This window comes from Bacillus sp. TH13, assembly GCF_016651175.1.
GTDB lineage: Bacteria > Bacillota > Bacilli > Bacillales > Bacillaceae_G > Bacillus_A > Bacillus_A thuringiensis_S.
On sequence record NZ_JAEKEJ010000025.1, the window covers coordinates 4401025 to 4417989 of the forward strand.

Consider the following 16965-nt stretch of genomic DNA (forward strand, 5'->3'; position numbering starts at 1 on the left):
AATTGATATTCGTTGCATAAAGGAGAGTTTACATGATAGAAAGTAAAGTTGTAGATTCTATTCCAACTTTGAATGAGAATGATTGTCAAATATGGTGGGCAAGAATTTCGGATTTACAATCATGGCATTACAATTTACTAAATAATATAGAGCGAGAGAAAGCAAATTCGTATCATCATTCGGCAGATCGAGCTCGTTTTATAATAGGTTGCGTAATTAGTAGATTAGTTCTCGGCAAGATACTTTCTATGTCACCAGTCCAAGTACCAATTGATCGAATGTGTTCAGTATGTAAATTGCAACATGGTAGACCACAATTACCAGAAGGTATGCCGCAATTATCTGTTTCGCATTCAGGTGAGTGGGTTGTCGTTGCATTTACAAAATCTGCACCTGTTGGCATAGATGTAGAACAAATGAATCCAAATGTAGATGTTATGAAAATGGCAGAAGGTGTATTAACAGACATTGAAATAGCGCAAGTTATGAAACTACCAAATGAACAGAAAATAGAAGGTTTTTTAACATATTGGACTCGAAAAGAAGCGGTGCTGAAAGCGACAGGCGAAGGACTATTGATTCCACCAGTACATATTACAGTATCAGCTCCAAATAATCCTCCAAGATTGTTAGTTTTTAAGGATAAGCAAGAGTTGGCAGATAATACAATGATGGAAGATGTAAGGCCTAGTTTAGATTATATGGCTTCTGTTGCAATATTCAGTAAGGAAGTGACTGAAATTACGCAATTAGACGCGGTAGCACTTTTAAATCTTAAATAAAAAAATTATAGAAGAGGTGTTCCTCATGTTAGTGGCGGAAAATAGAAAGAATGAATTCACTTATAATATACAAGCAATTAAAAATATTTTATTTTCTGGAGATACATCATCCATTCACGCTTTAGAAAAGCTTTTAAATGATACAGTTCAGTTTGATGTTCTTGAACAAGAGGCACTTGGTAGACAGTACATTCCGAAAGAAGCAAAGAATTTCTTTGATAAAGATGGAACATTTCTTTACCGTGTATCTAATGTTAGTTATAAAGGTAAGGTTTTATCTGAAAATCTAATTTTTGCAGACACTTCGTTTTTACCGGACGCAATAAAGAGTGAATTAGAGAGTGGAAATATTCCTGTTGAAAACCTTATAGAAAAGATGGAAGTAAGAAGAAACGTATTATATGAAGGATATCAGCCATCTGGAAATATTATCGAATTGTTTGATGGATGTTCTGTTACAGCGAATGTGTATCCAACTAGAAAGTATCAAATTGTAAGTAACTGCAAATGTGTATTTTATATTTGTGAAGTGTACCATGCAGAGAATATAAAGCAATTGCTTAAATAAAAACAAGAAACCAGCCTATAAAATGGCTGGTTTCTTGTTTATTTAACAGCTTCTTTTAATTCTTTACCTGCTTTAAATGCAGGAACTTTACCAGCTGCGATTTGAATTTCTTCGCCAGTTTGCGGATTACGTCCTGTACGAGCAGATCTTTCGCGTACTTCAAAAGTTCCAAATCCGATTAATTGAACTTTATCGCCAGATTGTAATGCATTAGCAATTGTGTCAAATACGGATTGTACAGCTGCAGAAGCGTCCTTTTGAGAAATATCAGCTGATTGTGCTACGTTTTTAATTAATTCTGTTTTGTTCATGTTTTCACCTCATAAAAAAATTTTTGGAATGAATGTTTTAGTATAATAGATAGTAAAGATAAAGCTATCACTATGATTAGAAAGAATACTATATAATTATGTTAATTTCGTTGCAAGAGACTGAATCCCTTCTATTATTTAGGGATTAATTAAGAATCGATGCATATAAAAAGCTTAAGTATGAGGATGAGGGGGAGTATACGAATGATTTTTCGTGAAAAAAATGAGAAGGAAAGTATATTAATTCGTCAACATGATCATGGTTTTTTAGCTGGAGAGATTGCAAAGCATATAAAAGAGGACTTATTTGAAGGTAAAACATATTTAAAAGAAACAGTTGATGCAATATATGAGCATGACAGAGGATGGATAGAGCTTGATAAAGTACCAATTTTGAATGATGCTAAAAATATTCCATATACATTTATGGATTGTCCAAGCCCATTACGTTTTGTTTTTTATACGATTGGTTTGAATGAAATTGAAAATTCTAATCCATACGGGGCATTGCTTTGCAGTAAACATTTTTTATCATTTCCACTAAACGAGGAAGATGAAGAGATGATGTCATTTTATAAACATGAATTAGAACGACAAAAAAGAATTTTGAAAACGTTAACAAAGGAACAGTTTGCGATGTTTGATAAACATTATAGATTATTAAAGTTTTGTGATGAACTTTCTTTATACGTATGTATGAATAAGCCTGGTGTAAAAAAGAAAGATGAAATTGATTTATTTAAAGATGGTTTTGAAGGAACAGAAATGTTTAATAGTAAGGAGGAGAAACTTATTCAAGCTGAATGGGTGGACGAGGAAACAATTCGGATTACACCATTTCCATTTCAAACGGAATTTCATACGTATGTAAAATATAAAACGATAAATAAACATGAAATGAAAGGAAAAGGGATTGCAAAGGCTGATAGAGAATCGGAAATGAAGAAACAAACCATTCGTTTCATACAATAAGGAGGTAATATAAATTGAAAGATTATATATTAAAACAGTGTGATTACCATGCTTGGGCTAATACTAGATTATTCAATCGATTAAAAGAGTTACCAAACTATGAGACAATTTTTAATGAGCAGATACAGAGTGTATTCCCATCCATTAAGGATACTTTTGTGCATATTTATATTACAGATCAAGTGTGGTTACGCATATTGCATGGTAAAAGTATGAATGAAGCAATACAAGACCGAGAAGATTTACGAAAACAAATTGAAACTAAATCGTTACATGAATTAGAAAAAATGTTTGAAAACATGGCCAATCAATATAAAGACTTTTTAATTACAATACAAGACGTGAATGTTGTATTTGCTATTGAGAACCCATATGCAGGGGCATTAGAAACTTCAATTTTAGAGTTAGTACAACATGTCGTAAATCATGGTACATATCATAGAGGAAATATAACAGCGATGATTCGTCAACTTGGTCATTCGTCGACAATGATGGATTTTGTATTGTATTTACATATGGTTAAAAAGCAGGGAGAGTAATATAGTTTGTAAGAAGGAGAGGCTTTAATTATAGAAGTCTCTCCTTCTATTTTACCCCGCTATTTGCCGGGAAGTAAGACCCCCACCTCAAAATTCAGCGGAAGCAAAGAAGTTAGGTGGGGGATGAACTGTCCGTAAAACCCCCACTGATTAAAGTTTCACTTTATTCCGCATTCATGGTAGATCGACTAATTAAAGTTTTACTTTATTTCTTAAGAAGCTTTATTTTCTTGTAATTGCTTAGCGTATTGTACAGCCTTATATGCATTGACTCTACCATTTTTCCAGTACGTACCTGTACCGCTAATTTTATCAGAAGTTGACTCAATAATTTGGCGAATTTGTGTATTGCTATATCCTTGATTTGCTAAAAGAGCAGCGACTCCTGCAACATGAGGTGTTGCCATAGAAGTACCACTTAATGATTGATACGAGCTTCCTTTATAAGTGGAGTATATATTTGAACCTGGTGCTGCAACATCTACCCAGCTACCATAAGTAGAAAATGAAGATTTCTTATCTGATTGATCTGTAGAAGCAACTGCAATCACTTCGCTGTAATAAGCAGGGTAATTAGCTTTTGTATTTCCAGCATTTCCAGCAGCTGCAACTATAACAGAGCCTTTATTCCATGCATATTGAACGGCTTGTTGTAATGCAATACCACCATTTGAAGCTCCTAAACTCAAACTAATTACTTTTGCACCCGAATCAGCAGCTTCTCGAATACCTTGCGCTACAGCATCAAGAGTACCACTTCCTTGATTATCTAATACGCGGACGGCATAAATTGAAGTTTGTGGGGCAACACCAGCAATTCCGACACTGTTATTTGTAAGTGCTCCAGTAATTCCAGCACAATGTGTACCATGACCATTACCATCATCAGATGTATTGTCGTTATCAACATAATCATGCCCGTAAATAACTTTCGAAGCCAAATCAGGGTGTGAGCCTTGAACTCCTGTATCAATAATAGCTACTTTTACACCAGGATCACTTCGTTGGCTATCCCAAGCTTGTGGAGCTTGAATTTTTTGCAGTCCATATTGATTTTTAAAATATGGGTCGTTTGGAGTCCAAAAGGCGTGAACGTAATAATTCGGTTCTGCATATTCTACATCTGGATTATTTTTATAACTCTTTATTTTTTCTTTTACAGTACCTTTTGAAAATTGAACGACTTCAAAACCTAACTTATCATCTTTAGATAAGACATTAGCTCCGACAGATTTATGAAAAGATTGCACATTACTTAAAGATGCATTTTGCTTGAACTTAACGATTAATTGGTTAGGAACGTAATCAGTAGATGATGTTTCAGCGCTTGAAGTATTTGTGTTAAAGAAGAAACCACCAATAATAAACGATAAAACAGATAGGAAAACAATGATTTTGTTTTTCAAAAGATTTTTCCTCCCTTTTCTTGGATGAGTTTTTCAGCGACTCTTTAATGTCGCATTCCTTTTCAACTATATAGTTAGACCATACGATTTATGACATTTATGTGAAAAACTTTTGGAGGAATAAAAAGGAGTAAACATTGATATAAATATATTTTTAATGATAGTAATTAAGTAAAAGAGGGGATGAAAAAAGGAATGCTCATTATGTATGAGTCATTCCTTTATTATTGATTAACTTGCCTGTTTTTTATGATTTTCTTTTAATTTCTCTGCTTGTAAAAAGCGATTCGTTTCAGCGACAACAATACTACTTAATCCAATTAGACCAATTAAGTTTGGAATTGCCATAAGTCCATTTGCAATATCCGCAAATGTCCATACGATGCCTAATTTTAAATTCGCACCAATAGCAATCATGATGATAAAGATTGCTTTATAATATTTAACAGCACTTTCTCCGAATAAATAAGCTACACATTTTTCTCCATAATACGACCAGCCTAAAATAGTAGAGTAGGCAAATAAAATAATTGCGATACCGAGAATCATACTACCAGCAGTACCGAATACAGATTGGAATGCAAGTGTTGTAGCTTCAACGCCAGTTTTACCTGATTTCCATGCACCTGTTGTAATTAATACAAGTCCTGTAATTGTACATACAATAAACGTATCTAGAAAAGTACCGGTCATAGAAACTAATGCTTGCTTTGCAGGTGAATCTGTTTTTGCAGCCGCCGCGGCAATAGGGGCACTCCCTAAACCAGCCTCGTTCGCAAATACACCGCGCGCCATTCCGATTTGAATAGCTGATGCAACTGTTGCTCCGATAAAACCACCAGCAGCTGCAGTACCAGTAAATGCACCAGAAAAAATAAGTGAAAATGCTTCTGGAATTTGATCGTAGTGATAGAAAATAATAATAAGGCCAGCAATGATATAAAAGAAAGCTTTAATAGGAACGATATATCCTGTCACTTTCCCGATTTTTTTAACTCCGCCTAAAATAACAATAGCGATTAAAAACGACATTAATATACCAGTTAGAGCAGGGGGGAAAGAGAAATTAATTCGCATTGCCTCTGCAACTGAGTTAGATTGCACCATATTACCGATACCGAAAGAAGCAGTTGTACCGAATATGGCGAATAAAACAGCAAGCCATTTCTTTCCTAAACCACGTTCTAAATAGTACATTGGTCCACCCGAATATTCGCCATTTTCATTACTAACACGGTATTTCACCGCAAGAATTGCTTCGGCATACTTTGTTGCCATCCCGAACAAAGCAGTAATCCACATCCAAAAGATTGCACCGGGACCACCGATTGTCACAGCTGTTGCAACACCAGCGATATTTCCCATACCAATCGTTGCGGCCATAGCTGTCATAAGTGCTTGGAAGTGACTAATATCTCCAGAAGAAGAGGTATCTTCTGATTTTTTAAATGCTAGTTTGTGAGCGTATAATAGTTTACTAAACTGTAAACCTTTTAAACGCACTGTGAGAATGACACCAGTTCCAACGAGTAACAACAACGTTGGTAGTCCCCACACATAGTGATTGATTTGTTCTAACACTTTACTTACTGTCTCCATCTGTATTCTCCTTTTTTAGAAAAAAATAAAAACCACTTCAAGTAAATGAAATGGTCTCTGGAGAAACAAGGGATAGAAAAATAAACCGATACAAATCGGCATTTTCTTTCGCTTGTCTCTGTCCTTTTACCTGAGAGATTATCCGCTAAAGTAGCGGATTTGCTCCTTCGGTGCTCGTTTTCCTCCGCGCCCTATGAAAGCGAGAGGGAGTCTCTCCAGAGATTCGTCCCCATGCAGTTCTACTTGTAACCAAGACCTGAGAGTTTCAAAGTTGGTATAACAACTTTTTGCCCCGTCGGTAGATCAATAGACCTTCTCCTGAATGGTTCATCCGAATTATAAAATTTATAAACACATTGATTGTAAATCAATAAAAATATTATAGACAGACAAATTGTGAATTGCAATCATTTTTTATTTTAAAATAGTAAATAGTTTTATTTTTTTGCAAGTCCTAATTTATCTTCAACTTCATTTAAAGTAGATAAAGCGATGACAATATGTTGATCTGCAAGTCCTAAAGCATGTTTTGTTTTTTCAATAGTTTCATTGGTTGGAGTAGAGTTATTTGCTCCGTCTATAATAAAATTTGCTGCATTTTTCATGAAGTTTGATGCGGATTTAAACTGGGTTGTGAATTGAATTAGTTGTTTTTGTATATCTATATCTGTTATGTTTTCTTCAATTTTAAGTGTGTCTATTTCGTCCATAATTGTTTCATACTGCTTGGAAACAGCATTCATTGTAACTAATAGTTTATTTCGATCTACTGAATCCCCATTCGTGTTAATCTCTTCCCAGACAGGCAACCAATCTTTTTCGATGATTTCATTATAATTAGTAGTCAATTCATTAATTTTAGGTTGTAATTTAGTTTTGAAAGATTTTGTCTCCGCTGTTTCTACAGTTGCTTTTTCGTTGTTATTTTTAATATTAGTAACATAGAAAATCGTACCGAAAATGATGAAAATAGAAATAATAACTGTCCATTTAGTCAAAAAGTAATTTCTGCAATATGTAACGCCTCCAAAATTTAAAAACTTATAATTATAATATATAACAATAATGTTGTTTAAAGTAGAGAAAATTGGTTAGAAATGATTTAAATTATATCTTTTCAATACATAAATAATTAAAGTTAGTAAAATGATGAAAGTAATATGTGAGAAAAGAGGGTTTTTAGTGAAAATGAATAGAAGAAAACTAGTTTCAAATATTTCAATGGCTATGTTATTAGTCGGTTTAATTGCATTCATATTTATGAATAAAGAATCTAAAATTAAAGGTTTTCCAGTACCAATGTCAGCAATTCATATTAACGATGATAAGGAAGAGGATTATAAATATATAAGTGTAATGCCTATTACAAAGGCAAGTGGATGGGAGAACTTAGGGGAAAACGGGCATACTGTTAGTTTTAAAAAAGGAGAGCGGAAGGTAACTGTATTACATTATCCAGGAGAAATTACGTATTCTATATTTGAAAAATAATTGATGATCAAAGAGATAGGGAGTAGATGATATTGTAGGATTGTTTACTTCCTATCTTTTTTGGTTTTTAATTCTGAATTGTTTGAATTAAAATTATTATGCGTATAGAATAAAATAGTATTTCTTATGAAAATGAGTGGATAGTTTACCAAGTATAAAAAATAGGATGTTTTATTGAATGATATAGACAATCAGTAATATATAATTATGTTATGTAAACTATAAGCAGGATAAGAAAGCAAAGCAAGAGATTTTAATTTTTATATTTTAGATGTATTTTTACCCGGTAAGTATTCCGGTAATCAACTTACAACATTTACGGAGGGCATCAAATTTCGAGTAAGTAATGGAGTTGATAACAAAAAAATTAACGTTTGTGTATATGGAAAAATAGAAAGTATGGCGAGTGGGAAATGGATCGGATCATAAGGGGGAATTAAAAATGTTACTAAAAACAATCTACTGTAAGGTGGAAGAAGAGAAAAAAGAATTGTTTTCCAGTGCGCAAGAAAAATGGCGTGATATACAGCACCTAGATGGTTTTCATGGACAATTTGGTGGATGGAATGAAGATGAGGCATGTGTATTTACTTTATGGGAAGATAGAAGTACATATCAATCCTTTATGAATGGTGCTCACGATACAATTTATTTAAATAGTAATCAAGAGGATACGCTTCTTTCATGTGAAATTGAATTATTTCAAACGTTGTATGATATAACTGATATGCATTTGAAAGACGTTGTAATAGAGGGAGCATTCGTAAGAGTTGCTATATGTGATGTAAAGTTGGAAAAGGAAAAGCATTTTTTACATAAGCAAGAAATAATTTGGAATAAAGGAATGGAAAAAGCAAAAGGAATGCTAGGTGGAGTAGTTGGGAAGTCTTTAAAAAATGAAAATCGTTACATAGTGTTAACGTATTGGAAAGATGAAATAGCGCACCAACATTATGTGGAAGAGATTTTCCCAGATTTATATAAACTAGCTAATATTCATGAAGACATAGAAAAGATAAAAGGAAAACAAGCTGTATGTAAGGAAGAATGGCTTGTATATTAAACGCTGAAAAAGTGCATAAATGAATGTATAATAAAGATATTTTCTTATAAACAAGTAATTAATAGAAGACGTTATATACCCTTTCATGTTAATATATTTAAGTTATAATAGGAGGCTTACCCTTTTGTATTGTACGGTAGAAGCAGTGTGAGCTTGAAATTTTTTTAGAAAAGGATGTGCCTAATTTGCGTATCAATAAATTTATTAGTGAAGCTGGAAAAGCGTCTCGACGTGGAGCGGATAAACTAATTAATGAGAGAAGAGTAATTATTAACGGTAAGGTTGCAAAAATTGGTGACCAAGTGAACCCAGGTGATGATGTACGAGTAAATGGAGAGCAGCTTCGAATTGCTCGAGATCACGTATATATCGCTTTAAATAAACCAGTAGGTATTACATGTACGAGTGAAAAAGCTGTAAAAGGTAATATTATCGATTTAGTGAATCATCCTTTACGAATTAGTCACATTGGACGTCTTGATAAAGACTCAGACGGTTTAATTTTGTTAACGAATGATGGTGATATTGTTAATGAAATTTTACGTGCTGAAAACAAACATGAGAAAGAATATATCGTTTCAGTAGATAAGCCAATTACTCCTGATTTCTTAGAGAAAATGGCAGCGGGTGTTAAAATTCTAGGTACAAAAACACTTCCTTGTGAGATCACACAGTTATCAAAATATGAGTTCCAAATTATTTTAACACAAGGGCTAAATCGCCAAATTCGCCGTATGTGTGAAGCTTTAGGTTATCAAGTATACACGTTAAAACGTACGAGAATTATGAATATCGAATTGAATAATTTACCAGTTGGACAGTGGAGGGATTTAACGAAGAAAGAGAAAAGACGTCTATTTGCAGACTTAAATTACGAACCACAAGATTGGTAAAATTGTGAAGTGAAACCAAAAAAATTTGGTTTCACTTTTTTAAATTAAATAAATAATTTTTTTAAACACTTGCAAAAATAAAATGAATAAGATATATTAAATAACAATAAATGGATGTTTTACAAAAAGCAAAGAAAAGGACACGAGTTATTTTACCCGGTTATACAGAGAAGGAAGGAAAGCTGAGAACTTCCTAACGCAGAAAAATAACTTACCACCTTAGAGCTGCACTAGGGAAATTAAGTATCTAGTGCCGTGTATGCGACGTTATCGCAAAAGAAGCCATTATGTTTTTTGTGATGGGAATCTGGGTGGAACCACGGATATAAGCATATTCGTCCCTATATTTTGGGATGAATATGCTTTTTTGCATTCAATTTCATAAGAAGCGAAGAAAAGGACACGAGTTATTTTACCCGGTTATACAGAGAAGGAAGGAAAGCTGAGAACTTCCTAACGCAGAAAAATAACTTACCACCTTAGAGCTGCACTGGGGAAATTAAGTATCTAGTGCCGTATAAACGACGTTACCGTAAAAGAAGCCATTGTTTGTTTACAATGGGAATCTGGGTGGAACCACGGGTATAAGCACGCTCGTCCCTATTTTAGGGATGAGTGTGCTTTTTATTATGAAATGGAGAGATGAAAAATGAAAGAACAAATGATTGAAATTAAATTTCCAGATGGTAGCGTGAAAGAATTTGGAAAAGGAATTACTTTAGAAGAAATTGCGGGATCCATTAGCAGTAGTTTGAAAAAGAAAGCAGTCGCGGGGAAAGTAAATGATGGGTTATATGATTTACGCGGGAATATTGAAGAAAATGCGGAAGTAGAAATCATTACTATAGATTCAAATGAAGGTGTAGAAATTGCAAGACACTCTGCGGCACATATTTTAGCGCAAGCTGTAAAAAGATTGTATGGTGATATAAATCTTGGAGTAGGGCCTGTTATTGAAAATGGATTTTATTATGATATGGATCTTCCAAGTAGTGTAAACGTAGAAGATTTACGAAAAATCGAAAAAGAAATGAAAAAGATTATAAATGAAAATATAAAGATAGAACGAGTTGAGGTTTCTCGAGAAGAAGCAGCTAAACTGTTTCAAGAAATAGATGATAGTTTGAAATTAGAACTTTTAGAAGCGATTCCTAGTGGGGAAAGTGTAACACTATATAAACAAGGTGAATTTGTAGATTTATGTAGAGGACCACATTTACCATCTACAGGTTATTTGAAAGCATTTCAATTAACTCACGTTTCCGGTGCATATTGGCGAGGTGATAGTAATAACCAAGTGCTTCAGCGTATATATGGTGTTGCATACTCTTCTCAAAAAGAATTAGAAGAGTATTTACATTTCGTTGAAGAAGCAGCAAAAAGAAATCATCGTAAGTTAGGCAATGAGCTTGAGTTATTTATGTTTTCTGAAGAGGCTCCAGGGATGCCGTTTTATTTACCGAAAGGACAAATGATTCGAAACGAATTGGAAGCATTTTTAAGAGGAATTCAAAAAGAGTACAATTATCAAGAAGTACGCACTCCGTTCATGATGAACCAAGAAGTATGGGAGAGATCAGGGCACTGGGGACATTATAAAGATAATATGTATTTCTCTGAAGTAGATAATAAAAGTTTTGCATTAAAACCGATGAACTGCCCAGGGCACATGCTTATGTTTAAAAATAAATTGCATTCTTATCGTGAATTACCGATTCGTATGTGTGAATTTGGTCAAGTGCATCGTCATGAATTTAGTGGTGCGTTAAACGGATTATTAAGAGTACGTACTTTCTGCCAAGATGATGCACATTTATTTGTAACTCCAAAACAAATTGAAGATGAAATTAAATCCGTAATGGCGCAAATTGATTACGTATATAAAACTTTTGGATTCGAATATGAAGTAGAGCTTTCTACTCGTCCAGAAGATTCAATGGGTGATGATAAATTATGGGAGCAAGCAGAAGCAGTATTAGAAAATGTATTACAATCGCTAAATTATAAATATAGACTAAATGAAGGTGACGGTGCATTTTACGGGCCGAAAATTGATTTTCATATTAAAGATGCTTTAAATAGAAGTCACCAGTGTGGAACAATCCAGCTTGATTTCCAAATGCCAGAGAAATTTGATTTAAATTATATAGATGAAAATAATGATAAGAAAAGACCAGTTGTTATTCACAGGGCAGTTTTAGGGTCATTAGATCGCTTTTTAGCAATATTAATTGAGCACTTTGGAGGTGCGTTCCCGGCATGGGTGGCACCAGTTCAAGTGAAAGTAATTCCAGTTTCAAATGCAGTACATGAACAATATTGCAGTGAGGTTGCACATAAATTAGCACAAGCTGGAGTTCGTGTTGAACAGGATGCACGTGATGAAAAATTAGGATATAAAATAAGAGAAGCACAAATGCAAAAAGTACCGTATGTTCTTGTTATTGGGGATAAGGAAATGGAAAGCGGAGCTGTAAATGTACGTAAATATGCGGAAGAGAAGTCAGAAGTTGTTGAGATAGATGTATTTGTGGCAACTATTGAAGAAGAAATAAAGAATAGAAAATATTGATTGTAAAAAAGCACACTATTAGAAATTAGTGTGTTTTCTTTTTTATCTTACAAAAATGTAAGGTAAATGTAAGCGAAATCGAGGGAACGAGTTGTAGAAAAATGAGAATATGAAGTAGGAAATAGGTTCATATTACGGGTGTAACTCTTATTGAATGAATAATTAAAAAATTATTAAGGATTTACATGACAAAAAGATAAGAAATATGTGAGAAATTGATTTTATACAAAAGGGATGGAGTGAAAGAGATGTCAACAAATGTAGTTACTGTAGAAAGTGTAGAAAAAACGTATGGGAAAAGAAATGAGAATCAGTCAAAAGCATTAAGGGGTGTGTCATTAAGTATTAAAGAAGGGGAATTTGTCGGGATCATGGGACCTTCTGGGTCTGGAAAAACAACTTTACTGAATGTGATTAGTACATTGGATCAAGCGACAGGTGGTAGTGTGACGATAGCTGGTACAAATATTACTTCTATGAAGGGCAATGCGTTATCTGATTTTCGCTCTCAAAAATTAGGTTTCATTTTTCAAGATTTTAATCTTCTAGAAAACTTATCAATTTATGAAAATATAGCTTTACCACTTTCTTTGCAAGGCGTACCATCAAGTGAGATTACTGGAAAGGTAAATGACGTTGCGAAGAAATTAGGAATCACTGAAATTTTAACAAAATATCCGACGGCTGTCTCTGGGGGACAAAAGCAAAGAACAGCGGCGGCAAGAGCTTTAGTACATAATCCAGCAATTGTATTAGCAGATGAACCAACAGGAGCGCTTGATAGTAAAAATGCAAAAAGTTTATTAGAAGCGATGCAAGATTTACATGAAAATCACAATGTAAGTATTTTAATGGTTACACACGATGCATTTAGTGCAAGTTATTGTGAGCGTATTTTATTTATTCAAGATGGTCTTCTTTATAAAGAATTAAATCGTCAAGGAACGCGGGAAAATTTCTATCAAGACATTTTAGGTGTGCTTGCTCATATGGGCTCAGCTGCTGAGTCTAAGTAGGGGGTGAAACTATGTTATTTAAATTATCACGTCATAGTATGAAAAAGATGTTAAAAGATTATATGGTTTTACTTATTGGTCTCGTTATTAGTATTAGTATTTTCTACATGTTCCAAACGATGGCGATGAATAGTGAATTTACGAAAGATAATAGTCTTATTAGTAGTATTAGACTTGTATTCTGGGTAGGTGCGATACTATTATCTTTCATTACTGTATTTTATATTATATATGCCAACTCTTTCTTGCTCACATTAAGAAGAAAAGAACTCGGTATGTACATGATGCTTGGTGCAAAAAAGAAAAAAGTAGCACAGTTATTATTTATTGAAACATTCGGTATGGGGATTGTAAGTATTATTATCGGTATTTTAGTAGGGATGTCACTTGCAAGTGTAGCAGGGAACTTTTTAATGAATGGAATGGAAATTTCAGCAAAAGGTAGTTACGCATCTGTATACACACCAGCAATTTTAGTCACAGCTATTTTCTTCTTAATACTATTTTTCATTACTGGCGTAATGAACAGTGTCCGATTGTTACGTAAAACTGAACTAGAGTTAATTCGTGAAGATGAAACACTAGATGAAGTGAAGAAAAGTAAAACTCGCATTATAATAATGACAGTACTTGGTGTATTACTAGTAAGTACAGGGTACTATTTTATGATCAATGTAAAAATATATGCTGAATTAGGTTTTATTATAGCAACCATCGTTACAACACTTGGAACATATTTTATCTTTAGTTCATTACTCCCATTTTTTGTGATGAAAATTAAGGGGAATAAAAAACGAAATGAAACTGGTCTAAATAGTTTTACATATGCACAGCTACGCTTTCGAGTAAATAGTTTATCGAGAGTATTAGGTACTGTAGCAATGTTAATTGCATTAGGCGCAGGTGCGATGACGGCAGGTATGGCGTTCCAAAAAAATGTAGGTATTATGACAGACTTTTCTCGTGTATATGATGTCGTAATTCATGATCCGAATGATCAAGATAAAGCAGCTTTAAAAGAAATGGAAATTGTTGAAGAAAGCAAGTACAAATATAAAGTAGATGGAGAAGCGGTTTATTATTTACGTAACGACTTAACTGCGAAACCACCACTTGTTTCCGATCACTTTGATACAAAGACTTTAAAAGAGCCTGCTCGTAAACGTGTTGCTGAACCGTTAACTGAACCTGTCTATTCTGCTTTGGAAGCTCCCGAAGCAGCGAATAAGTTTCCTCCCATGCCAAAAGATTGGGAAGATGCAGTTGTAAGAGAAATACAAATTACACATAATCAATTTAACGGAAAACCGGTAAGAATTGCAGATGAGGAGCATTATAAAGGGATTCAAGGAACAGAACACACTGTAACATTAGCAAAAGTAGATGATATGAAAAAATATAAACCGTTATTAATCGAAATAGACAAGAGACAAAAAGAACAAATTGAAAAAGCAACAGGTGCAAAAGTAGACTTATTTACGAAAATGACAATTTATCAGTTTATGAACAGCTTCATGAGCGGAACAATGTTTATGGGATTTTTCCTCGGAATTGCCTTTTTAGCAATGATGGCAAGTTCCCTTATGTTCAAAATATTAACAGGTGCTTCTCGCGACGTACGCCGTTATGAAATGTTACGAAAAATCGGTGTGAGACGCAGTATGTTAACGAAAAGTATATATAAAGAAATTTCATATTTATTTATCTTCCCAGCGATCATTGGCATTTCCCACGTATTAGTAGGGCTTAACTTATTCAGCTTTATATTAGTTGACCCGTTTGTAAAAGTATGGGTGCCGATAGGGATCTTCTTAGTCATTTATTTCATGTATTACTGGATAACTGTTCAACTTTATAAAGGTATGGTAATGCCGAAAGAAGAGGTAGCTAAATAGTTTATGAAAAGAGTCCTTGTGTTGAAAGTAGGGGCTCTTTTTTATGTTTTTTATAAAGAAGGAAAAGATTGGATAATGGTCGAAAAATACAATGTAACTTCCAAGAAATGACTAAAGTAATACTGTTTTGTCGAGAGAAAGGATACGAATTATGAAAGAAATGCTACAGTTATTTCGCAACAAAGTGTATGCACGTTTTTTCTAGCAAATATTTTAGAGCGACTCGGTTCTATGATTGCTGGAATTTCTTTAATGTTTTACTTGTTAGATCAATACGGAAAACAACCAGTTTACGCAACGATGACACAAATTATGATTGCATTACCTGCATTAATCTTTTTTCTATTAGTAGGGACAGTAGTGGATCGATTTGATAGACAACGTATTTGCATGGTAAGTAACATATGTTGTTCTCTCTGTAATATTGGAATCCTAATTTCGCTTTATTACGGGATAATTTTACTTGTCTTTATATTTTTATTTTTGGAAAATGCATGTATACAATTTTTCTCTCCATCAGAACAATCGATGATACAGGGAGTAGTTGAATCAGACCAATATGGTGCAGCAGCGGGTATTAATCAAATGGAAAATGGTTTGTATGCTTTGTTTGGTGTAGGAATTGCAACGATAGTGTACTGGACTTTTGGAATTTACGGGAGCATTTTAGTAAATACACTCACTTTTATTATGAGTGGTATTTTGATTCAAACGATCTTCATTCCAGAAAAAGTTCGTTTACCAAATGGTAGAACAAAATGGAAAGAAGTTAATTTGAAGATGTTAATAACGGAGTTTAAAGAAGGGATTAGGTATATCCCAAAATGAAAATTTAAAAAAATTACTTTTGGGATTTATCGTATTTGGTTGATTATTTTTTGTTACGTGTTTATACCCAGCTATTTTACCAAGTGGGAAAAAGCGAATTCAAGGTGTGGTTGAAGAGAATTATTTTTCTGAATATTCCTTCTTGTATAAAGGGGTAATAGGTATGTTGATGCGAACTGCTAAGTGGTGTGGGATTACTTGTTTACAATTATTAGCTGCAATTCTATGTATAATCTGTTTAGGTGCGCTCCCTCGATTATTTAAGGGATTGCAAATTGATTTAATTGGTTTTTGGAACACGATTGTGTTTATTGGAGGAAAGTTACTCCAACCTTGGGAAATTACATATGGATTTCGAGATTCGAGGAAATTATTTCCGCAAATATGGATTCATTATTTAGAGACAATGTTTGTATTTATTTCGACATTTTTACTGTCATTACTTATTGCGTATGTTCTCGTTGTGTGGGTATTACAACGGTCTCAATCAAAGCAACGAATGTGGAATGGGATTTTTGTCGTACTTGAAAGCATCCCAGATATTTTAATAATTTTATTATCGCAACTTCTAGTCGTAATAATCTTTCAAAAGACAGGCTTTATGCCAGTGAAACTGGCGGGGATTGGGGAGGAAAGGGCTCGCCTATTGCCAATAATATGTCTAACTTTGCCTACAACACTATTATTTATTAAGCTACTACTATTACGTTTCAGAGAAGAATTAGAGAAAGATTATAGTATATTTGCTAAAAGTAAAGGGCTTAGTTTACGACATATTTTAACAAATCACATTTCAAGAAATGTTTTGTTAACAACAATCTATTATGCAAAAACAAATATTTTATTTATGTTATCAAATTTATATATTATTGAATGGATATTTAATACGTACGGTATGTTTGTTTTTGTAAAAGAAAATTCGAAATTAGAAATATTTACAGTAAGTTTAATTATATTATACGTACCGCTTTTTATACTATTTCGTTTATTACATACGTTTTTACAAAATGTAATAAAGGAGCGTGTTTAG

At 33.5% G+C, this 16965-nt stretch carries 15 protein-coding genes, 1 pseudogene, 1 riboswitch and 2 other annotated features; of the genes and pseudogenes, 12 read left to right on the forward strand and 4 right to left on the reverse strand.

Annotated elements, in window-relative coordinates; translation table 11 throughout:
* Nucleotides 1–32: 32 nt before the first annotated feature.
* Together sfp and JFU02_RS31065 are read left to right on the forward strand one after the other, a co-directional pair.
* Nucleotides 33–782 (forward strand): 4'-phosphopantetheinyl transferase Sfp, encoded by a 750-nt coding sequence (gene sfp, locus JFU02_RS31060; RefSeq protein ID WP_000573013.1) that lies wholly within the window; start codon nucleotides 33–35, stop codon nucleotides 780–782.
* Nucleotides 783–807: 25 nt separating this feature from the next.
* A complete protein-coding gene (locus JFU02_RS31065) occupies nucleotides 808–1350 on the forward strand; it encodes a hypothetical protein (protein ID WP_000959121.1) in 543 nt (180 codons plus the stop codon).
* Between the two features lie 38 nt (nucleotides 1351–1388).
* Here the strand turns inward: JFU02_RS31065 and JFU02_RS31070 are convergent, their stop codons facing one another.
* The gene (locus tag JFU02_RS31070) at nucleotides 1389–1661 is read right to left on the reverse strand and encodes an HU family DNA-binding protein (protein WP_001043905.1); all 273 of its coding nucleotides are present in this window, start codon (nucleotides 1659–1661) and stop codon (nucleotides 1389–1391) included.
* Nucleotides 1662–1865: 204 nt separating this feature from the next.
* Between JFU02_RS31070 and JFU02_RS31075 the strand changes: the two genes are divergently transcribed.
* Nucleotides 1866–2633: a DUF3891 family protein gene (locus JFU02_RS31075; RefSeq protein ID WP_000577300.1), complete on the forward strand. Its 768-nt coding sequence runs from the start codon at nucleotides 1866–1868 to the stop codon at nucleotides 2631–2633.
* Between the two features lie 14 nt (nucleotides 2634–2647).
* Nucleotides 2648–3172 carry a DinB family protein gene (locus JFU02_RS31080; RefSeq protein ID WP_061667001.1) on the forward strand — a complete coding sequence of 175 codons (525 nt, stop codon included), beginning with the start codon at nucleotides 2648–2650 and terminating at the stop codon, nucleotides 3170–3172.
* A 212-nt stretch (nucleotides 3173–3384) separates the two neighbouring features.
* Here JFU02_RS31080 and JFU02_RS31085 read toward each other — a convergent pair whose 3' ends face one another.
* The 3 genes from JFU02_RS31085 to JFU02_RS31095 all read right to left on the reverse strand — a co-directional run bounded on the left by JFU02_RS31085 (nucleotide 3385) and on the right by JFU02_RS31095 (nucleotide 7175).
* A complete protein-coding gene (locus JFU02_RS31085) occupies nucleotides 3385–4578 on the reverse strand; it encodes a S8 family peptidase (RefSeq protein WP_201072100.1) in 1194 nt (397 codons plus the stop codon).
* Nucleotides 4579–4809: 231 nt separating this feature from the next.
* Nucleotides 4810–6177, reverse strand: a complete 1368-nt coding sequence (locus JFU02_RS31090; RefSeq protein WP_061667002.1) for an alanine/glycine:cation symporter family protein — start codon at nucleotides 6175–6177, stop codon at nucleotides 4810–4812.
* Nucleotides 6178–6285: 108 nt separating this feature from the next.
* Nucleotides 6286–6406: riboswitch (glycine riboswitch) on the reverse strand.
* Nucleotides 6407–6614: 208 nt separating this feature from the next.
* On the reverse strand, nucleotides 6615–7175 hold the full coding sequence (locus JFU02_RS31095; RefSeq protein ID WP_003306986.1) for a hypothetical protein: 561 nt from the start codon (nucleotides 7173–7175) through the stop codon (nucleotides 6615–6617).
* 148 nt (nucleotides 7176–7323) lie between these two features.
* Here JFU02_RS31095 and JFU02_RS31100 point away from each other — a divergent pair, with 148 nt between their 5' ends.
* The 8 genes and pseudogenes from JFU02_RS31100 to JFU02_RS31135 all read left to right on the forward strand — a co-directional run bounded on the left by JFU02_RS31100 (nucleotide 7324) and on the right by JFU02_RS31135 (nucleotide 16965).
* The gene (locus JFU02_RS31100) at nucleotides 7324–7668 is read left to right on the forward strand and encodes a hypothetical protein (protein ID WP_003306988.1); all 345 of its coding nucleotides are present in this window, start codon (nucleotides 7324–7326) and stop codon (nucleotides 7666–7668) included.
* A gap of 442 nt (nucleotides 7669–8110) precedes the next feature.
* Nucleotides 8111–8731, forward strand: coding sequence for a YdbC family protein (locus JFU02_RS31105; protein ID WP_061667004.1), 621 nt, complete (start codon nucleotides 8111–8113; stop codon nucleotides 8729–8731).
* 185 nt (nucleotides 8732–8916) lie between these two features.
* Nucleotides 8917–9624: a 23S rRNA pseudouridine(2604) synthase RluF gene (gene rluF / locus JFU02_RS31110; RefSeq protein WP_001222160.1), complete on the forward strand. Its 708-nt coding sequence runs from the start codon at nucleotides 8917–8919 to the stop codon at nucleotides 9622–9624.
* 122 nt (nucleotides 9625–9746) lie between these two features.
* Nucleotides 9747–9970 (forward strand) — a binding site (T-box leader).
* Between the two features lie 36 nt (nucleotides 9971–10006).
* Nucleotides 10007–10229, forward strand: a binding site (T-box leader).
* Nucleotides 10230–10273: 44 nt separating this feature from the next.
* Entirely contained in the window at nucleotides 10274–12196 is a 1923-nt protein-coding gene (gene thrS, locus JFU02_RS31115; protein ID WP_201072102.1) for a threonine--tRNA ligase, read from the forward strand.
* Nucleotides 12197–12444: 248 nt separating this feature from the next.
* A complete protein-coding gene (locus JFU02_RS31120) occupies nucleotides 12445–13212 on the forward strand; it encodes an ABC transporter ATP-binding protein (RefSeq protein WP_000106426.1) in 768 nt (255 codons plus the stop codon).
* Between the two features lie 11 nt (nucleotides 13213–13223).
* Nucleotides 13224–15107, forward strand: a complete 1884-nt coding sequence (locus JFU02_RS31125; RefSeq protein ID WP_086406117.1) for an FtsX-like permease family protein — start codon at nucleotides 13224–13226, stop codon at nucleotides 15105–15107.
* Nucleotides 15108–15258: 151 nt separating this feature from the next.
* Nucleotides 15259–15975 (forward strand): annotated as a pseudogene (locus tag JFU02_RS31130) (MFS transporter); the annotation flags it as partial.
* Nucleotides 15976–16098: 123 nt separating this feature from the next.
* Nucleotides 16099–16965, forward strand: coding sequence for an ABC transporter permease subunit (locus JFU02_RS31135; protein WP_140337727.1), 867 nt, complete (start codon nucleotides 16099–16101; stop codon nucleotides 16963–16965).